Raw genomic sequence first — 17,585 nt, 5'->3', positions numbered from 1 at the left:
CACCTCAGAATAAGAAATAATGGATAGACAGCAAGTAATTGGGATGGTCATGATGTTGATCTTGCTCACCGTTTATTTTACATTTTTTGCCCCCGATCCTCCAGTTGAAGAGCCGATAGTAGCCACTACCGAAAGCGTGGTGCAGCCTTCGCAGGTTTCAGCCGACACTACTACCACCGCCTTCATGCCTTTAGCTGATTCGGTAAAAGACAGCCAGCTCAAAGAAAAGTTTGGTGCATTTGCAGCCATTGCTTCAGGTAAGAACAATGAGGTTGCACTGGAGAATGATGACTTCAAAGTGTCTATCAGCACCAAGGGCGGTTTTGTTTCCTCGGTTGAGCTGAAGAACTACAAAACGTTCGATGGCAAACCGCTTATCCTGCTGGATGAGCAAAGCTCTAAAATGAACCTGAGCTTTGGCGGCCAAAACAGGAACCTGAAGCTTGACGATTTCTATTTTAAGCCTTCTGTTACATCAAAGAAGGTATCGGGCAAGGATTCTGTCACAGTTACTCTTAGAGCATCCCTAAGCACTGGTCAGTACATCGAGCAGGCCTATACCATTTATGGTAAAGGCTATGAGATTGGCTATTCACTGACTACCAAAGGGCTGGACAATTACCTTAGTCAGGAACCTGTTGTGCTCCAGTGGAAAAATGATGTGAAAAGAGTTGAGAGTGATCTCAAAGACTCCCGCATTCGGACGACCATCAACTATTACACTACAGCAGGCGAAACTGATGAACTCAGCGCCACATCGGAAGATCTGGAGGAAGAAACAATCAGCGAATCCATTCAATGGGTAGCCATCAAACAGAAATTCTTTACAGCGGCTATTATTGCCAATGATGGTTTTTCCGGTGCTTATGTGGCCACCAAATATGCCGTAGCCGACACCACCAAGGTAAAAGAGGCCATGGTAAGCCTTACCCTCCCAGCCGAAAGATGGAAAACCAGTGGCCTGGTTGGCAAATTGTTTTTTGGCCCGAACGAATACAATACCCTTAAAGACGTAGCGCCAGAGTTCAGCAGTAATATCAACCTGGGCTGGAGCATACTGGGCTGGATCAATAAAGGATTTACGATCCCAGTTTTTCATTTCCTGGAAGGCTTCATGACCAACTACGGTATCATCATTATCATTATCGTGATTCTGATGAGAATGATTCTTTTCCCGCTCAACTACAAGTCGTACATGAGCATGGCGAAAATGAAGGTGCTTAAGCCCGAGATAGATGAAATCAAGGCACAGTACCCTGACGACATGCAGAAGCAGCAGTCGGAAACCATGGCCCTGTACCAGAAGGTTGGCATTAACCCTCTCAGCGGTTGTATTCCCATGCTACTGCAAATGCCAATTTTGTTTGCGATGTTCTATTTCTTCCCAAATGCCATCGAGCTAAGGCAGGTATCATTCCTTTGGGCGCATGACTTGTCTACTTATGACAGCGTGTTGAACCTTCCTTTCGTGATCCCATTTTATGGAGACCACGTCAGTTTGTTCACTTTGCTGATGACGGCTTCTACCATACTGTATACCTGGAGCAACAGCCAGATGACCACCGTGCAGGGGCCTATGAAAACGCTTCAGTACATCATGCCTATTACGTTCCTCTTTTTCCTGAACTCTTACGCAGCGGGCTTGACTTACTATTACTTTGTTTCTAACATTCTGTCATTTGGCCAGCAGATGTTGATCAGGCGGTTTGTGGATGAAGACAAAATCAAACTGAAACTGGAAGAGAACAAAAAGAAGAACGCCAACAAGAAAAAATCATCGTTCCAGCAGCGACTGGACGAAGCCATGAAGGCTGGCAATGCTTCGAGGAAGAAGAAATAGGTTATTGGTTATTGGTTATTGGTTAATAGTGGTAAAAAACTATTAACTGATAACCTTTAACAAACAACTTCTCTCCACTGTGAATTACCCGTGGATAACTTGGGGATTACCAAATAAGCCATTCACTAACAATTCTTCTTTATTCATCTATATTTGTGCTTCCCCCAAGAAGACCTTTGTTAAATCAGTCGCTTATTTGGAGGTTTAAACCAGTTTCCTGAACCAATTTTTGGATTTTCTCATGGGCAAAATCATTTCGATTGCGAACCAGAAAGGCGGAGTAGGTAAAACAACCTCGGCCATCAATTTAGCTGCCAGCTTAGCCGCTTTGGAGTACAAGACCCTCATTGTAGACGCTGACCCTCAGGCCAACTCTACTTCAGGTGTAGGCTTGAACCCAAAGGAGGTGGAAGTTAGTATTTACGAATGTATGGTGAACGGAGACGATCCTCACGACGCCATTGTGAAAACGGATTTGGAGTACCTGTACCTGATGCCCTCCCACATTGACCTGGTAGGTGCCGAGGTAGAAATGGTAAGCATCAGCGGCAGAGAAGAAAAAATGAGAACCGCTCTTGGCCTGGTAAAGGACGAGTACGACTTCATCATCATCGACTGTTCTCCATCATTGGGCTTGATCACCATCAACGCCCTCGTTGCCAGCGACTCGGTAATGGTGCCCGTTCAGTGTGAGTACTTCGCCCTCGAAGGTTTGGGTAAACTCCTGAATACTATCAAGATCATTCAGTCGAGGCTTAATCCAGCGCTGGAAATAGAAGGCATTTTGCTCACCATGTACGACGTGAGGCTCAGGCTTTCTAACCAGGTGGTGGAGGAGGTTAATACCCACTTCAAGTCACTGGTGTTTGAAACAATCATACCAAGAAATATTAAGTTAAGTGAATCTCCAAGTTTCGGCTTGCCGGCTATAGCGCACGATGCGGAAAGCAAGGGAGCTATCAGCTACCTCAACCTGGCCGAAGAAATCCTGAAAAGGAATGAAATGAGGATTCCAAAAGTGAGCGCTTGATGACGGACAATAAACTACCTAAAAGAAGAAATGCTTTAGGAAGAGGCCTTGGAGCCTTGCTTGACGACAATACCAATACTTCTGAAAAGCTAAGCGGCTCCGGAGCAGGTACCGCCAATTCTATCGGTGAGATTCCTGTGGCGCAAATAGAGGTCAACCCGTTTCAACCACGAACTGAGTTCAACAAAGAAGCATTAGCTGAGCTTTCTGAGTCCATCAAGGTTCAGGGCATTATTCAGCCAATTACCGTCCGGCAATTAAGCAAAAACCAGTTTCAGTTGATCTCCGGTGAGCGCCGTTTACAGGCATCAAAGCTAGCCGGACTCGAAAGCATCCCTGCTTATATCAGAACAGCCGATGACCAGCAGATGCTGGAAATGGCGCTAATAGAAAATATCCAGCGGGAAAACCTGAATAGCATTGAAATTGCGCTGTCTTACCAGCGGCTTATTTCCGAATGCAACCTGAAGCAGGAAGAACTGGGTGACAGGGTTGGTAAAAACAGAACAACTGTCACCAACTACCTCAGGCTTTTAAAGCTTCCCCCTGATATCCAGATAGCACTGCGTGATGGCAGGCTTTCTATGGGCCATGCGAGGGCCATCATTGGCATCGACAATCCTGCTACTCAGCTGAGTATTTTTAAGAAAATTATCAGCGAAGATCTTTCTGTCAGAAAAGTAGAGTCGTTGGTAAGGGAGTACACTCAAAAAGCTCCTGAATCACCGAACCTCAATAAAACGGCCAATCCTTCGTTATCACCCGAAGTAAAAAACCTCCAAAATAAACTATCTTCGCACTTTGGCACCCGGATCTCGCTTAAGGCAGATGAAAAAAACAAAGGAGAAATTAGAATACCTTTTGTTTCTACCGAGGACCTCAACAGAATTTTGGAAATACTGAACATCTGATGTTCCGAAAGGAAGCTTTAAAATTGATAGCAGCTACACCTGCCTGGAGAGGTATATCTTTGGCGGCGTTGCTGCTTTTTTTATGTCAATTTGTGCAAGCCCAGGAAATATCAGGTGATTCAGTTGAAGTAATAACCGGCGAGCCCCTGATCATACGAGGAGATAGTGTTTCAAACCTCCCCAAAGGCATCATGCTTGAAGAAGAGCTCAGCACGCTTGATCCGCAGAAAGCTGCCATGCTTTCCGCCATATTTCCCGGTATGGGACAGGCGTATGTGGGGCAAATCTGGAAAGTGCCAGTTTACTATGGTGCTTTCATCGTCTTAGGACATATGATTTACACCAACAACCGCCTTTACAACATCTTCCGGCAATCTCTTTTTGCTGAAGTAGACGAGGATCCGAACACTATCAATCCGTTTCCGAGGTTTAACGAAACGGCGTTGCGCCGTAATACTGACAGTTTCCGCCGAAACAGGGACTATATGATTGTTATTTCCGGCGTGGTATACATGCTGAACATTGTAGACGCACATATCGCTGCCCACCTCGACGAATTTGATATAAATGACGAACTTGTCATCAATTACACACCCACTATTGGCAATATAAATGGCTACGCCTACGCAGGCCTGGGCATTAAAATAAGTTTTTAAGGATGAAGATATTTTTAGTTGGCTATGGAAAAATGGGTAAGACCATTGAAAAAATAGCCATTTCACGTGGCCACGAGATTGCAGGCACACTTGAAAACCAGGTGGAGAATGTTGGAAAGCTTGTAAAGGACAGCGGCGCCAGCATTGCCATAGAATTTACCCAACCGGAAGGTGCAGTAAAAAACATTACCTCGTTGATGGAAGTGAACATTCCTACGGTGTGTGGCACAACTGGCTGGCTTGGCAAATGGGATGAGGTGGTGGAGAGCTGCCAAAAAAATGATGGAGCTTTTTTCTATGCTTCCAATTATAGCCTTGGCGTCAACCTGTTTTTTCGGCTGAACAGAGGCTTAGCCAGGCTAATGCAAGACTACCCTGAGTACAAAGTAGGGCTAAAGGAGATTCACCACACAGAGAAAAAAGACGCTCCGAGCGGCACAGGCATTACGCTGGCAGAAGGCATCCAAAAAGAGCGCCCTGAGTTCACCAAACTGATCAATGATAAATGTGATAATCCCGGTGTGCTAGGTATCGAATCCTTCAGAATGACGAACGTGCCAGGCACCCACAGCATACACTACACATCGCCAATCGACGAAATAGAAATCAAACACACGGCGTTCAGCCGGGAAGGCTTTGCTCTTGGCGCTGTAGTGGCTGCGGAGTGGCTGCTCAACAAAAAAGGAGTGCGAGGCATGGATGATTTGATGGGGTCAAAAGAAGGTGAAAAATTTTAGTTATTATTGCGGGCGAATACCCGGAATAAATTAGAGACACAGATGAAATAGCCATAAGGAAAGGCACACCCAGAGAGCATGAACATGCATGTAAACCATCAAATTTAGGCTCAAAACGGTGTCTGCTATTCCCTTTGGCCGCTGAAAGCAAACTATACTCAAATGAAATTGAAGTTTTTTGGTAAAAAGGAAGAAAAGGAGCAAGTGAAAAAATCTCCTCTGAGAGAGTGGTTAGACGCCATTGTTTTTGCAGTGGTAGCCGCCACGCTCATCCGGTGGATTTTCATGGAAGCTTTCACCATCCCCACCCCTTCCATGGAGAAGTCTCTTTTGGTTGGTGATTTTCTATTTGTGAGCAAAGTATCGTATGGTGCCCGCACGCCGGCTACTCCACTTCAAATACCATTAACGCACGCTAAAATCTGGGGAACCGACGTCCCATCTTACCTCGACTGGATACAGCTACCTCAGTACCGTTTGCCTGCTTTTAGCGAGGTGGAAAGAAACGATGTGGTTGTTTTTAACTATCCACCCGAGTTCGAGCATCCTGTCGATTTGAAAACCCACTACATCAAGCGCTGCATTGGTATCCATGGCGACGTGGTGGAAGTAAGAGAAGGGCAAGTGTACGTGAACGGCGAAAAGGGTGAAAACCCGGAACTGATGCAATACAGGTACTTTATAAAAACTGATCAAAGGATCAACGACAGGGTATTTGCGAAATACGAAATCTCAGAGCACAACCAGCTTCAGGGTGGCTATCTGGTGCATACTACCCCAGCCACCGCCGAACTATTGAAGGCAGAACCTTTTATAGAAGATGTGATAAGCACCTTGATGCCGTCTGATCAGCCCAACCCACGCATTTTTCCCGATGCCAACTATTTTCCCTGGAATGCCGACAACTGGGGCCCTCTTGAAATCCCTTATGAGGGGATGAAGCTTCAACTGAACGACACGCTCGTTGCCAAGTATGGCAGCACCATTGTTGACTACGAAGGCCATAAAAATGCTGAGGTAAAAGACTACAGACTGTATATTGACGGGCAGGAAGTGACGGACTACACGTTTGAGCAGGACTACTACTTCATGATGGGTGACAACCGCCACAACTCTGAAGATTCCCGCTTTTGGGGGTTTGTGCCTGCCGACCACGTGGTGGGTGAAGCTGCCTTCATCTGGCTATCACTTGATGCACAGGAGAGCTTCCTGAACAAAATCAGGTGGCGCAGGTTCTTCAATCTGATTGATTAACTATATTGTAGAAACTTCCCAGGCGTGATAATACGGGCCATCCTTTTTTAGGGGTGGCCCTTTTTTATGTAAGGGTAGGCTAACGGAAAAGACCCTGTCATTTGTTACATCAGTAAGCAGCCTTCAAAACCTATAAACCCGGTTTGGGTGTTATCTTTGTATTAAACTCCATCAAGTTGTTATGAAAAGACCGATCCACGAAACCAAAGTACTTGTAGCCAGAGAGATTCCAGATCTCGGAATCAACATGCTAAAAGAGGCTGGATTTCAGGTAACGGTGTGGCCGGGGAAGGTACCGATGACGCAGCCAGAGCTGATCGAGAAGGGAAACCAAATGCACGCCATCGTTACCCTCAGCGCCGACAAACTAAACGCAAATTTCTTTCAGGAGTGCAGCCATCTCGACATTGTATCACAGTTTGCGGCAGGGTACGACAACATCGACATACCGGCTGCGATCAAGGCAGGTATCCCAGTTGGCAATACGCCCGGAGCGATGAGCGATGCCACTGCCGACATTGCCTTCGGTCTGATGCTGGCAGTGAGCCGCAAGTTCTTTCACATGCATAAAACCATTGGCAGAGGCGAATGGGGTGCCTTTCAGCCAAAAGCCAACCTGGGCCTGGAGCAAAAAGGGAAAACGCTGGGGATCTTTGGTCTGGGGGCTATCGGCATGGAAATGGCCAAACGGTGTCATGGTGCCTACGACATGGAGATCATTTACTGCAACCGCAGCCAGAACCAAGAAGCAGAAAAACGCTTTGGAGCCAAAAAAGTGAGCTTCGATGAGTTGCTGGAGAAAAGTGACGTTATCTCTGTGCACAGCGTACTCAGCGATGAAACCAGAGGTATATTCAATAAGGAAGCCTTCGGTAAAATGAAGACTTCGGCTATTTTTATCAATACTTCCCGTGGTGGCACTCATAATGAAACCGACCTCATCGAAGCATTGAAGGCAGGCATGATCTGGGGAGCAGGGCTTGATGTAACCAACCCCGAACCCATGAAATCGGACAATCCTCTGCTCGAAATGGAAAACGTGGCAGTGCTGCCCCATATTGGCTCTGCTTCGGTGAATGCCCGAAATGAAATGTCGAGAATGGCGGCCGTCAATATTATCGAATTCTACAAGACTGGCAAGGTTCCCTATATCATCAACCCCGAGGTACTTAGCTGAGCCACTGACATAGGGTTGTCAGTAGACCACGTTTCTTTGTCCTATGTTTCATCTAAAGCCGTTGCTTCATGCCCAAAGAAATGATCATCAAAAACACTGTTATTATTGCTGCACCCGCCTCCAAAGTGTGGGACGCCCTTGTCAACCCTGAGCACACCAAAAAATACATGTTTGGCTGCGAGCCTGTGACCGACTGGGTGCCTGGGAGTTCAATCATTTGGAGAGGCGTGTTTGACGGGCAAGAATTGGTGGCGGTCACCGGAAAGGTGGTCAGCATAGACAAAGGAAAAACACTTGCCTACACCACGTTCGATCCCAATGGCACCTACCCCGATTTGCCTGAAAATCACCTTGTCGTTACTTATAGGCTAGTGGAGAAAGGTGGAAGCACCGAATTCACGGTCACCCAGGGAGACTACTCATCGGTGGCTGAAGGGCAAAAACGGTATGATGACACAATGAATGAAGGAGGATGGGCTGGCATTCTCGAGCAGATCAAAGGCATTGTGGAGGCGTAAATTGTGTTTTTTTTACAGTTGAGGCCATACTATCCTGAAGTATAGTGTAAGTAAGTCTTTATAAAAGATGTTTTTTCTTATCAATGTATGTACATTCATTAAAGAAACATCTGCAAAATACTATGGCTACAGAACAAAAAACCTCAAAAGCTCTTCATGTCGCACTATGGGTCGTACAAGTCCTCCTTGCCCTTTCTTTCGGCATGGCCGGTTTTATGAAACTTACGACACCAATTTCCGACCTGACTGCCCAGATGGTGTGGCCTGGCGATATACCGGCCGCACTTGTCCGTTTCATCGGTGCTTCTGAGCTTGCAGCGGCGTTGGGTTTAATCCTTCCTGCCCTCACCCGTATCAAGCCTATACTCACAGCATACGCTGGCTGGGGGCTGGTCATCGTCATGCTGCTGGCTGCCTTGTTTCATGCCGGTAGAGGCGAATACTCAGGCATTGCTTTTAATCTGGTCTTTATGGCGTTGGCCTTTTTTGTGGGCTGGGGAAGATCAAAAAAAGCACCGATTGCAGCAAAGTAATATGGAGACCAGCGCTTCTTCAAGAAACTGCTCTTCTGGAAAAGTTGGGCCTTTTTTTCTCCTATAGAGAAAGTAAAGTAATTAAATTGCCAGGAAAAGTAGACTGTACTATATGACTTACAAAAGCTTTTCCTGGCTTATCATTACCGTGTTGGCAGCGGCCTGTACTTCAACCGACAAAAAGGAAGAAGCTACGTCGGATAGAATAGACTTTAAAATCCACAGCCAATTACCTCATGATACCGGCTCCTTCACCGAAGGATTTGTTGTGCACAATGGCAAACTGTATGAAAGCACCGGCGAAGAAGGGCACTCATGGTTTGGTGTGCTTAATATCAAAACAGGCAAGCCGGAAAAGAAGGTGGATTTGGCTGAAGAGTATTTTGGCGAAGGGATTACTATCCTGAACAATAAAGTGTATCAGCTCACCTGGAAGAACAAGCAGGGCTTTGTTTACGACCTGAGCACCTTCGAAAAAGTGAATGAGTTCACCTATGAAACCGAAGGCTGGGGACTTACCCACGATGGCAAAGACCTGATTATGAGTGACGGTAAAAGCAGCCTGTTTTATCTTGACAGCGCTACCCTCAAAGTCATAAAAACACTTCCTGTTACCTACCAGGGCCAGCCCGTAACCATGATCAACGAGTTGGAATATGTAAACGGATATATCTTCGCCAACATCTGGCAAACCAATTCCATTGTGAAAATTGATCCTGCCGATGGTGAGGTAGCAGGCGTTCTCGACCTCTCCGCCCTGGCCGAACAAGCCAGGATCAAAAACCCTGAAGTGGATGTACTCAATGGCATTGCCTGGTATGAGGGTACCAAGTCGTTGCTGGTCACGGGTAAGTACTGGCCCACCATCTACGCACTCAAACTGGAAGAATAAACATGGCAGCTGAAACCAAAACAAAGTATGGCTTATTCGGAAAGCTGAAGGCCAAGCCCGGCAAAGGCGATGAACTCATCGCTATTCTAATGGAAAACGCACAGGCTGACACCCGCATGCCGGGTTGCCTGCAATATCTTATTGGCAAAGACCCTGACAACGAAGACTCCATACTCATTTCGGAGGTTTGGGAAACAAAAGAGGATCATGCTAACTCCTTGAAACTGGAAAGTGTGAGAGCCGCCATTGCCAAAGCCATGCCGCTGCTGGACGGGATGCCTGAGAAGGGTATTGTTTGGGAAGTAGTGGGTGGATTGGGCGTGTAATCACGCACAGGTTCACTGCTTCCACCAATTGTAAAAGCAGCGAACAAAGCATTTTGTTCTATTTACCCGCAGGTGCTGGCACATAAGATCCATACACCGCGTCCCTGAACTTCTTGTGCACCTGGCCAGCAAAAGGAAATATCTGCACAAACAACACTGCCGTCAGGTCGTTCACAGGGTCCACCCAAAACAGGGTACTAGCAGCGCCATCCCAGAAAAACTCACCGACAATGCCATGGTTCTCATCGGCTGATGCTGGTGGACGTAACCTCACAGCAAAGTCAATCCCAAAGCCGACCTGTCCTTTGCTGGGTAGCCACATGCGCTCCTTGATATTTTCATCGAGGTGATTAGTGGCCATGAGCTTTACCGTCTCTGGCTTTAGAATAGTGGCTCCATCCAGTGTGCCATCATTCACATACATCTGAGCCAACCGCATATAGTCGTCCACGGTAGAGGTAAGACCAAAGCCGCCCGGAGTAAGCGCCCATTGGTTGATATTGAAAGAATGGGCGGACGAATCGGGTAGCTGAGTGAGCGTCCTATCCTCACTTTTTCTGTATATAGCCGATATCCGCTCCCGATCACTCTCTGGTACGAAATACCTGGTCTCGTTCATTCCCAGAGGATCAAGCACGTTCTTCTTCACGTATTCTCCGTAGGGCACGCCCGACAGCCGTTCTACCAGAAAAGCCTGCACGTCTACCGAAGGCCCGTAGGCCCACTGCGTGCCCGGTTGAAACATCAGCGGGATGGTACCCATCTTTTCTGCCATCTGCACGAGGGTGTTCTCTCTGTTGGCAGGATCAACTGCCCTCAATACGTCGCCCAAGCCAGGCATATTGGGATTATTGGCAAAACCCGCTGTATGACGGGTAATGTCCCTGATGGTGATGGGGCGTTCCAACGGCTCTAAAATCATTTCTCCGGAAACAGAGTCAATCCCCGCAAACACCTGCATGTCCGCAAACTCCGGAGCATATTTCGACAGTGGCTCATCTAGCTGGAAGGCGCCTTTGTCGTAAAGCGTCATCAGCGCCGCACCCGTCACCGGTTTGGTCATTGAATAAATGATGGCGATGGTGTTTCTGTCCATGGGCACTTTGGCCTCCCGGTCAGCATATCCATAGGCATTGAAGTATACTTCTTCACCTTTTTCAAAAATCAGCGCAGAAGCGCCCGCCACCATACCTGTTTCTACCAGGCTATTGAGCGTAGAATCAAGTCGTGCTTTGGCTTTTTCATTATTGGCAACAACACCTGCTTCCTCTTTGGGAGTGCTGCAGGCGATAAAACAAAGGAGAGGTATTGCGAAAAGGTATTTGGTAGCTTTCATAGTAGGTGGAGTAGGATTTGAATAATCTAATTGATTAAAGATAGTGAAGGTTTTTATCTAGCCCACCAAATACGGGTCGCTATAAAATAAAAAAAGGATCAGCAACTGACCCTTTCTTAACTTTAGCATACCTATGGTCTACTAAGCTATTCCATTTTCCAAAAGATAATCCCACCGGCTTGCTTGCCCATGTCTACAGAAGCCACCTTGGTGCCCTTTTTGATATCGATCACATCCATGGTGCCGGGCTCGCCCCCAATTCCCTCCACGGAAACAAAAGCATACTTGCTGTCAGATGAAATGGAGACGCCATGCGACACATTGCGGGTATTCTTTATTCTGGCGGTTTCTTTCGCTTTTTTCAAGTCCCAAACACCCGTCTCGGCGCTGCCTTTGTAGGTGGCTACCATCCAACGGCCATCTGGTGACACGTCCACATTGTAAGGAGCCTTCCCTGTTTTGAAACGGTTGGTGACTTCCCATTTGTCGAGGTCCACCTCCAGTATCTCATCCGATCCGTTGCCAGCCACATACACTTTTCTCTCTGTCGGGTGGGGAATGGCCCAGGTGGGTTTAACAGCGCTATGGTACATCTTCTCGCCGCCAGCAGCCATCATAGAATGTCCCATTTGGGAATGATCCATGGCACCGTGATCCATACCACCCATGCTGGCCATTTTTGGCTCTTCCTCTTTTCCGTCCAGGTTCAGCTTTCTGGTAACCTTTAGCTTAGTTGTTGAAATCTCAAAAAGCTCACCCGACATCATGCCCACGGAATAGTGGTACATCCCGTCGGAAGAGATCCTGGAACCGTGTGGCATGACCCCGGTTTCTATGCGATCGATCTCGATCATTTCTTCCGGGTCTACCACCGACACCGTGCTGGGCACCATGTCGCCATGCAGGTCGAAATTTACACAGTACAACAGACCAGTCGCTTTTGACACCTGCAAAGAGGCCGGAAAAAGCCCCAGCCTGACAGTGTCGACTACCTGGTTGGTTTCAGTGGAAAACTTATAGAGCGTGCCGTAAGGGTTACCATGTGCCAGCGACAGGTACCAGTACTTTCCATCCGGACTTACATTGATGCCATGAGGCCCTTCAATTTCCGCCGGCCAGATACCCACGGCAATGGTCTCTTCTACTGTGGCCTTCGTTCCGTCAAATTTGATGAGCGCTACTTCATCCTCCGACTCCGCAGTGACATACACATAGTAATTCTGCGCACCTGCGCTGAAGCCGAAGAAGATGGCCGCTGACAGCAGGAATGATTTAATCATAGTGTTCATATGCAAAGCGTGAGCCTACTTAGTTTGTATCTTGGTATTCTCCGGCACCACTGGTCTCAGCTTGGCCGACCACAAGCCGCTATTCCAGTCGGAATAGAAAATGTGGCCTTTGTGCGGCTGCGCTCCCCAGGTAAATGGCGCATTGGCAATATAACCATCGGGATCCTCTGGCACTATCCAGGCAATCTCACGGCCCTGGCGGTTCAAATCGCCCAGCAGCTCGCCGCTCAAGTCAACCACCCGCACACCAGCATTGTAGAAAGCGACATAGAGCACATCGCCCTCTATCCAGAAATTGTGCGATCCCGCAAACGGCACCTGAAACCAGGCCACCTCTTTGGGGTTTTTAAGGTCTGTGAAGTCAATGATATGGAGGAAGCCTGCTGCCCTGCCAGGTTTACGTCCGTCGGGATCAAGGCCGTAAGGAAACTCTTCGTCGCCGAGAATGACGTAGAATTTGCCCGTCTTTTCGTCTTTGTAAGGGAACGCCGCATGGTTCGATCCGCTTGGATAGGCATAGCTGGCAAACTGCACCGGATTCGATGGAGAGCCACCGGCAATGCCATTGCCCACATCCACCAGCTGCACGCCGTCGTCCCAGTTAGAAGAATAAGCGATGCCATCATGCACCCACACATCGTGGATGGCGTGACCGGGCGTATCCAGCTCAAATTCCCCTACAATTCTCGGTTTGGCGGGGTCTTCAATATTAATCGAGTAGTATTTTCTCCCTGCGCTCAAAGCATAAACATGCTTCTTGTAAATGAATACGTTGTGTACCCCTCCCGTTAGGTTTTCAGAAAACTCAGAGATAACCTTCGCATCCCTTGGGTTGGTCACGTCGATAATTACCAGGCCGTTTTTCCTGTTGGAAGCCCCTTCTCTTGAGATCACACAGATTTTCCCATCTTCCGAGATTTTTACATCGTTCACGGTACGGGCATCTACTTTCACCGAGTCAATCAGTTGCATGCTGGCTGGGTTGGTTACGTCCCAGAAGTAGGCTGTGCCATCAGCACCCCATGTACCTGTTACGGCGTAGTCTTTTCCATCAACCCCCTCCCAAATCCAAAAATCAGACGTGTGCTTGTTGTTGACAGAACCCTGACCTACCAGGTCGATTTTCCGTGAGATATTGCGGTTATTAGCGCTCACAGTGACAGAGGCTGCAGCCGGGCCACAGGTAGCATTCAACACATAGAGGCCAGGCTGATCGGCTACAAACTTCCCTTCTTTTGTCATTAAACCCGACGGCGCCGCCGACACATCATACGACTCACCGGTAAATGAATAATTGATGGGTGCGTCTTTGACCACATTTCCGCTTTTGTCCATCGCCACGGCAGTCAATGTAAATACGTCACCCGATCTGCCTTCCGTCATGTCGGCTTTCAGATCAATTTTTGCAATGGGATTTTCCATTACATTCACCTCCAGCTTTCCCTGCACACCGCCAACTGAAGCCGTCAGGGTCACTTTACCTTTTTCACGGGGAATTATTTTATAGAACGGCGCAACAGCGACCTTGCTTTCATCCGACGATTTCAGCGAGACAGCGACTTCCGGGCGTTCAAATCCGGCTTCATCCGTCACTATCAGCGTAAGTGGTACGTTCACTCCAGCATAGATCTTGTCAGGAATTGGCCCGAAGGCTACCTTGGCTATAGGTGCGGGCGCTATATTGACAGTAATGTTCGCTCTAAGCATGGGCTCGCCCGGGCTTATCACTACCACACCATATTCTCCGTGCCTGATGGCCGTAGCCATTCCGGTGCTGTCTACTACAGACAGAGCACGCTGGTTTCTTGAATAGAAAATAAAGTCACGGTCTGCTACTTTTTTTCCGGCGGCATCTACCACCACAGCATCCAGCTGCATCGACTGGCCGATTTTCATGGACACATTCTCTGAACTGACTTTAAGAGACAGCTTTTGGGCCTGCAGAAATCCTGCGCTAAGGAACAGGGCTACAAAGGGGAGTATAAACTTTTTCATAGGTTGGGTTTGATTGATTGTTGAATGTAGCAAAAAGTGAAGTACTGACCATGATAGAATGGGACAAATGGCGGTGTCGTTGGCTGGCGTAGCGGGTATATCTATTCCTGCTTCGCTTACTTTGAGTTCCTTTTAAGCCAGTCTCTGATCTGTTCGAAAGTCAGCTTGCCAGTCGAAACGGCAATCACCAATTGATACTTCTTTTGTTGGCTGACAGAAATATCCATTTATTCGTTCATTAACAGAAGCCTGACCAGCACATATCCAGTTCGCTTGTTTCCGTCAATAAATGGATGATTTTTGACGATACTTTCCAGAACTGCCGCTGCCTTGTCAATTGCTGTAGGATAAAGTTCTCCACCATCAAATGTTTGGTAAGGCCGACCCAGCGCTGATTGTAAAAGCCCTACATCCCGGACTCCATTTGATCCGCCAAACCGTTCAATCAGGATCGAGTGAATTCCAAGAACTTCCTGCTCTGAAATCATTGGGCTAGTCTTTCCAGCAGTTCCTTGTCTTCAGTCAGGATAGTCCGAAGATGGCTGGAAAGAGACACGGCTTCCGAAGACTTTCCTTCTGTAGCTTTCAAGTATTCAAAAACCTCATTGAGCACTTGTTCAGAGGAATTATCCAGGAGCTCTTGAATGGCTGTTTTTACTTCTTCTCTGCTCATAACTCAAATTTACGAAAACGCCGTGAAACTTGCCTCTCACTGAACTCAAGGTAACGAAAGACACTTACGCCCGTCGTTTCTATTTATCCCATTTTCTTACGGCCACCTTTTCCTCAGAAGGAAAATCTGTTGGAATTGCCTGGGTAACCGCACCTGTAGCCACCCACTCTGCACCCCGCTGTAGCGTGGTGATAAAGCCTGCGCATTCCATGGAGTAGTCGAAGTGGCCCAATGCTGTATGGAACACCCGGCCCTGCCCGTAGTTCATGGCCATCAGCAGGGGCACATGTTGTCCCATACCTTTTACTTTAGGGTTCCATGGAGGCGAATTGCCCTCTACGTCGGCATAGGCAGTAGCCAGCACGGTGGCGTTTTCCCATGGCCCTCTCATGCGCTCATACAGCTCATCCTGGGTGTGCATCCATGCAGCAGGCAAACCTTTCATGATGGGATGCTCGGGGGCACGTGTCGTCAGCAGAAATTCGTACTCAGCACCGTGCGATCCACAAAAGCCTGCGGAAGGATCAATGATAAGTTCGTTGGCATCGTTGTAATATACATAGGGGCCCGTGATGCTGTCACGACCACCCCAGGCGCCCACGCCAATCATTTTATTATATTCTTCCCAATCGCCCCAGGCGTTATCGGCGGCGTGCACCACAATCAGTCCACCGCCTTCGCTCATATACTTTTCAAAAGCCTTTTCTGTAGCCTCGGGCCACCTTGGACTTTCTGCCCCCAGGTTAGAAACAACCAAATCGTATTGAGTGAAGTCGATCGAAAACCGGGAGGTTTTCACCGGCCCTTTAGAAATGTCGTAAGCCGTTGAATCCAGCGGATAGGTTTGGATATAGTACTCGTAGGCTGCAGGACGTGATTTGTTGTATTTGATGCCCAGCCATACAGAATCCATGCGGTGGATGTCTACCTCGAAGAGACCGGTTTCCTCCAGGTAGTCCTTCATCATCATGGTGGTTTTAGGCCAGATGTAGTGGTTGTTCTGACCGTCAACGATCAGCACCTTGAGTTTCGAAGCTTCAGCTTCTTCGTTGCTGGCCTGTTCTTCCTTGTTGGCCGGGCCGCAAGCCGTGGCCAGAAGTACGACTGCAACAATCCAATTGATTTTTTTCATTATACGTAGTTTAAGATAGGGTCATGCTAATGACATCCGGCATTTGCCAGGAATAAAGATAAGTTAAAGGATTACAGAATGCCTACAAAAAGCTTTGTGAAAAGCGGTATAGATTGGTCGGGGTTGTTACTGTCAGTTGACAATGCTGCTGACGCCTCACTAACATGAGTGGTGGAATGTTATGCACTTCTGTCTCCACTATCAGTTAGCCACGCCGCTGATAAATTTATACTTTGTGGCGGACAATCCAAACCAACTGACAATGACAACCGATGAAGCCCACATTCATGTTTACCGCTGTGTTAGCGAGCTTTAATCGCCTTGATGTATCCAGATAAACCTGCTTCCGTCATAGTAGATGAGGCCTCCAGACCCCTCATTCTCTCTTATGCTAATTGCTGGATTCTTAAGTTCAACTGTTTTTGTCCCATCGATGTCTCCATTTGGAAGAAACGTTGTTTGATGAGTTTTCGACTTTAGAAAGATTTCCCACTTGTCAGCCCATTCGAAGTCGTCGCCACCTGCTCCAAATGAGTCACCAGCTCCAGCTAGAAAATACCGTTCTCCATCACCGTCGAACAGAAATAGAATACCTGTTTTATTGATGGACTTTTCTCTCACAAAAATCGCCACGTCATTTGTTTGGTCGTCATCAAGGTCAAGCTCGATAAATGCTGGCTCAATCTGATCGTAGATGTCGAACCTCTCAGAGAATTGAACAAAACGCTTGCACGCCCAGTCAGGAAGTTCCGTTGTCGGGGTCTCAACAGTTATAAAGAAAATAATCAGAGTTAATTGATACAGCATGTTATGCGCCTAGGTATGGTCGACAACTGAGAATTAGCGAGCAAATCGTTTTCGTTGCTCATTACTGAAAATCACTGGGAGTATGTAGCTTTCGTATAAAGGTTCACCTCTTGAATAGAACTTTCGAAGCTGGGGAAAATTAATCAATACTCTCTGAACCTCCTGAACGTATAGTCCGGGAGCAATACTGCGAATAATTGTGAGGCTATCAACCTTACCCATTTTTAGATCCACAAATACTTTATAGTCTTTCGAAAACCCTGGTAAACCGTCCCAATTGATCCGACTATAAATTTCTGCCATTATTGAGTCGGGATTACTTGGAAGGCCAGTATCGTCAGGTCGATAGCCATTCACAAAATGCTGGCGATCCATAAGATTACCCTCCTGAATTTCAACTACTGTTTCCTCCTCAAAATATTGTGCAAACCCGGAATGATGATATTTAATCATTTTGCCATGTTGGACAAATAATTTTC

19 protein-coding genes are annotated in these 17,585 nt (G+C 47.4%); 11 read left to right on the top strand and 8 right to left on the bottom strand.

Annotated features, from left to right (window positions below):
• Nucleotides 1–19 precede the first annotated feature (19 nt).
• The 11 genes from yidC to RIF36_RS22970 all read left to right on the top strand — a co-directional run bounded on the left by yidC (nt 20) and on the right by RIF36_RS22970 (nt 9,874).
• Nucleotides 20–1,840 carry a membrane protein insertase YidC gene (yidC, locus tag RIF36_RS23020; RefSeq protein ID WP_350120470.1) on the top strand — a complete coding sequence of 607 codons (1,821 nt, stop codon included), beginning with the start codon at nt 20–22 and terminating at the stop codon, nt 1,838–1,840.
• Between the two features lie 241 nt (nt 1,841–2,081).
• Entirely contained in the window at nt 2,082–2,870 is a 789-nt protein-coding gene (locus RIF36_RS23015; RefSeq protein WP_350072030.1) for a ParA family protein, read from the top strand.
• Entirely contained in the window at nt 2,870–3,781 is a 912-nt protein-coding gene (locus tag RIF36_RS23010; protein WP_350120474.1) for a ParB/RepB/Spo0J family partition protein, read from the top strand. Before RIF36_RS23015 ends, RIF36_RS23010 begins: the two co-directional genes overlap by 1 nt.
• The gene (locus RIF36_RS23005) at nt 3,781–4,437 is read left to right on the top strand and encodes a DUF5683 domain-containing protein (RefSeq protein ID WP_350120476.1); all 657 of its coding nucleotides are present in this window, start codon (nt 3,781–3,783) and stop codon (nt 4,435–4,437) included. Before RIF36_RS23010 ends, RIF36_RS23005 begins: the two co-directional genes overlap by 1 nt.
• 2 nt (nt 4,438–4,439) lie before the next feature.
• Nucleotides 4,440–5,174, top strand: a complete 735-nt coding sequence (gene dapB, locus RIF36_RS23000; RefSeq protein ID WP_350120479.1) for a 4-hydroxy-tetrahydrodipicolinate reductase — start codon at nt 4,440–4,442, stop codon at nt 5,172–5,174.
• Nucleotides 5,175–5,336: 162 nt separating this feature from the next.
• On the top strand, nt 5,337–6,428 hold the full coding sequence (gene lepB, locus RIF36_RS22995) for a signal peptidase I (RefSeq protein ID WP_350120482.1): 1,092 nt from the start codon (nt 5,337–5,339) through the stop codon (nt 6,426–6,428).
• 181 nt (nt 6,429–6,609) lie between these two features.
• Nucleotides 6,610–7,605, top strand: a complete 996-nt coding sequence (locus RIF36_RS22990; RefSeq protein ID WP_350120485.1) for a 2-hydroxyacid dehydrogenase — start codon at nt 6,610–6,612, stop codon at nt 7,603–7,605.
• Nucleotides 7,606–7,673: 68 nt separating this feature from the next.
• Nucleotides 7,674–8,123: an SRPBCC domain-containing protein gene (locus RIF36_RS22985; protein ID WP_350120487.1), complete on the top strand. Its 450-nt coding sequence runs from the start codon at nt 7,674–7,676 to the stop codon at nt 8,121–8,123.
• A gap of 122 nt (nt 8,124–8,245) precedes the next feature.
• Nucleotides 8,246–8,656 carry a DoxX family protein gene (locus RIF36_RS22980; protein ID WP_350120490.1) on the top strand — a complete coding sequence of 137 codons (411 nt, stop codon included), beginning with the start codon at nt 8,246–8,248 and terminating at the stop codon, nt 8,654–8,656.
• A 112-nt stretch (nt 8,657–8,768) separates the two neighbouring features.
• Nucleotides 8,769–9,548, top strand: coding sequence for a glutaminyl-peptide cyclotransferase (locus RIF36_RS22975; protein WP_350120493.1), 780 nt, complete (start codon nt 8,769–8,771; stop codon nt 9,546–9,548).
• 2 nt (nt 9,549–9,550) lie between these two features.
• The gene (locus tag RIF36_RS22970) at nt 9,551–9,874 is read left to right on the top strand and encodes a putative quinol monooxygenase (RefSeq protein ID WP_350120496.1); all 324 of its coding nucleotides are present in this window, start codon (nt 9,551–9,553) and stop codon (nt 9,872–9,874) included.
• A 58-nt stretch (nt 9,875–9,932) separates the two neighbouring features.
• Here RIF36_RS22970 and RIF36_RS22965 read toward each other — a convergent pair whose 3' ends face one another.
• From RIF36_RS22965 to RIF36_RS22930, 8 genes are all read right to left on the bottom strand, one after another.
• Nucleotides 9,933–11,210, bottom strand: coding sequence for a serine hydrolase domain-containing protein (locus tag RIF36_RS22965; protein ID WP_350120499.1), 1,278 nt, complete (start codon nt 11,208–11,210; stop codon nt 9,933–9,935).
• Between the two features lie 146 nt (nt 11,211–11,356).
• Nucleotides 11,357–12,490, bottom strand: a complete 1,134-nt coding sequence (locus RIF36_RS22960; RefSeq protein WP_350149663.1) for a YncE family protein — start codon at nt 12,488–12,490, stop codon at nt 11,357–11,359.
• Nucleotides 12,491–12,514: 24 nt separating this feature from the next.
• Entirely contained in the window at nt 12,515–14,494 is a 1,980-nt protein-coding gene (locus RIF36_RS22955) for a hypothetical protein (RefSeq protein WP_350120505.1), read from the bottom strand.
• A gap of 227 nt (nt 14,495–14,721) precedes the next feature.
• Nucleotides 14,722–14,982 carry a type II toxin-antitoxin system death-on-curing family toxin gene (locus tag RIF36_RS22950; protein ID WP_350120508.1) on the bottom strand — a complete coding sequence of 87 codons (261 nt, stop codon included), beginning with the start codon at nt 14,980–14,982 and terminating at the stop codon, nt 14,722–14,724.
• The gene (locus RIF36_RS22945; protein WP_350072018.1) at nt 14,979–15,167 is read right to left on the bottom strand and encodes a hypothetical protein; all 189 of its coding nucleotides are present in this window, start codon (nt 15,165–15,167) and stop codon (nt 14,979–14,981) included. The genes RIF36_RS22950 and RIF36_RS22945 overlap by 4 nt, the downstream gene beginning before the upstream one ends.
• A 79-nt stretch (nt 15,168–15,246) precedes the next feature.
• Nucleotides 15,247–16,299 carry a ThuA domain-containing protein gene (locus RIF36_RS22940; RefSeq protein WP_350120511.1) on the bottom strand — a complete coding sequence of 351 codons (1,053 nt, stop codon included), beginning with the start codon at nt 16,297–16,299 and terminating at the stop codon, nt 15,247–15,249.
• A gap of 312 nt (nt 16,300–16,611) precedes the next feature.
• On the bottom strand, nt 16,612–17,106 hold the full coding sequence (locus tag RIF36_RS22935; protein ID WP_350149661.1) for a hypothetical protein: 495 nt from the start codon (nt 17,104–17,106) through the stop codon (nt 16,612–16,614).
• A 33-nt stretch (nt 17,107–17,139) separates the two neighbouring features.
• A partial coding sequence (locus tag RIF36_RS22930; RefSeq protein WP_350149660.1) for a hypothetical protein occupies nt 17,140–17,585 on the bottom strand: 446 nt, incomplete at its 5' end.

The organism is Imperialibacter sp., assembly GCF_040222815.1.
Classification (GTDB): Bacteria; Bacteroidota; Bacteroidia; order Cytophagales; family Cyclobacteriaceae; genus Imperialibacter.
Note: the sequence above shows the minus strand (reverse complement) of the source record. Positions and strands in the feature narration are given on the sequence as shown.

Coding starts and splice junctions, on each gene's coding strand:
- RIF36_RS22970 (WP_350120496.1), top strand. CDS start 9,551: ATGGCAGCTGAAACCAAAACAAAGTATGGCTTATTCGGAAAGCTGAAG.
- RIF36_RS22945 (WP_350072018.1), bottom strand. CDS start 15,167: ATGAGCAGAGAAGAAGTAAAAACAGCCATTCAAGAGCTCCTGGATAAT.
- RIF36_RS22965 (WP_350120499.1), bottom strand. CDS start 11,210: ATGAAAGCTACCAAATACCTTTTCGCAATACCTCTCCTTTGTTTTATC.
- dapB (WP_350120479.1), top strand. CDS start 4,440: ATGAAGATATTTTTAGTTGGCTATGGAAAAATGGGTAAGACCATTGAA.
- RIF36_RS22985 (WP_350120487.1), top strand. CDS start 7,674: ATGCCCAAAGAAATGATCATCAAAAACACTGTTATTATTGCTGCACCC.
- yidC (WP_350120470.1), top strand. CDS start 20: ATGGATAGACAGCAAGTAATTGGGATGGTCATGATGTTGATCTTGCTC.
- RIF36_RS22950 (WP_350120508.1), bottom strand. CDS start 14,982: ATGATTTCAGAGCAGGAAGTTCTTGGAATTCACTCGATCCTGATTGAA.
- RIF36_RS23005 (WP_350120476.1), top strand. CDS start 3,781: ATGTTCCGAAAGGAAGCTTTAAAATTGATAGCAGCTACACCTGCCTGG.
- RIF36_RS23015 (WP_350072030.1), top strand. CDS start 2,082: ATGGGCAAAATCATTTCGATTGCGAACCAGAAAGGCGGAGTAGGTAAA.
- RIF36_RS22960 (WP_350149663.1), bottom strand. CDS start 12,490: ATGATTAAATCATTCCTGCTGTCAGCGGCCATCTTCTTCGGCTTCAGC.
- RIF36_RS22975 (WP_350120493.1), top strand. CDS start 8,769: ATGACTTACAAAAGCTTTTCCTGGCTTATCATTACCGTGTTGGCAGCG.
- RIF36_RS22935 (WP_350149661.1), bottom strand. CDS start 17,106: ATGCTGTATCAATTAACTCTGATTATTTTCTTTATAACTGTTGAGACC.
- RIF36_RS22955 (WP_350120505.1), bottom strand. CDS start 14,494: ATGAAAAAGTTTATACTCCCCTTTGTAGCCCTGTTCCTTAGCGCAGGA.
- RIF36_RS22980 (WP_350120490.1), top strand. CDS start 8,246: ATGGCTACAGAACAAAAAACCTCAAAAGCTCTTCATGTCGCACTATGG.
- lepB (WP_350120482.1), top strand. CDS start 5,337: ATGAAATTGAAGTTTTTTGGTAAAAAGGAAGAAAAGGAGCAAGTGAAA.
- RIF36_RS23010 (WP_350120474.1), top strand. CDS start 2,870: ATGACGGACAATAAACTACCTAAAAGAAGAAATGCTTTAGGAAGAGGC.
- RIF36_RS22990 (WP_350120485.1), top strand. CDS start 6,610: ATGAAAAGACCGATCCACGAAACCAAAGTACTTGTAGCCAGAGAGATT.
- RIF36_RS22940 (WP_350120511.1), bottom strand. CDS start 16,299: ATGAAAAAAATCAATTGGATTGTTGCAGTCGTACTTCTGGCCACGGCT.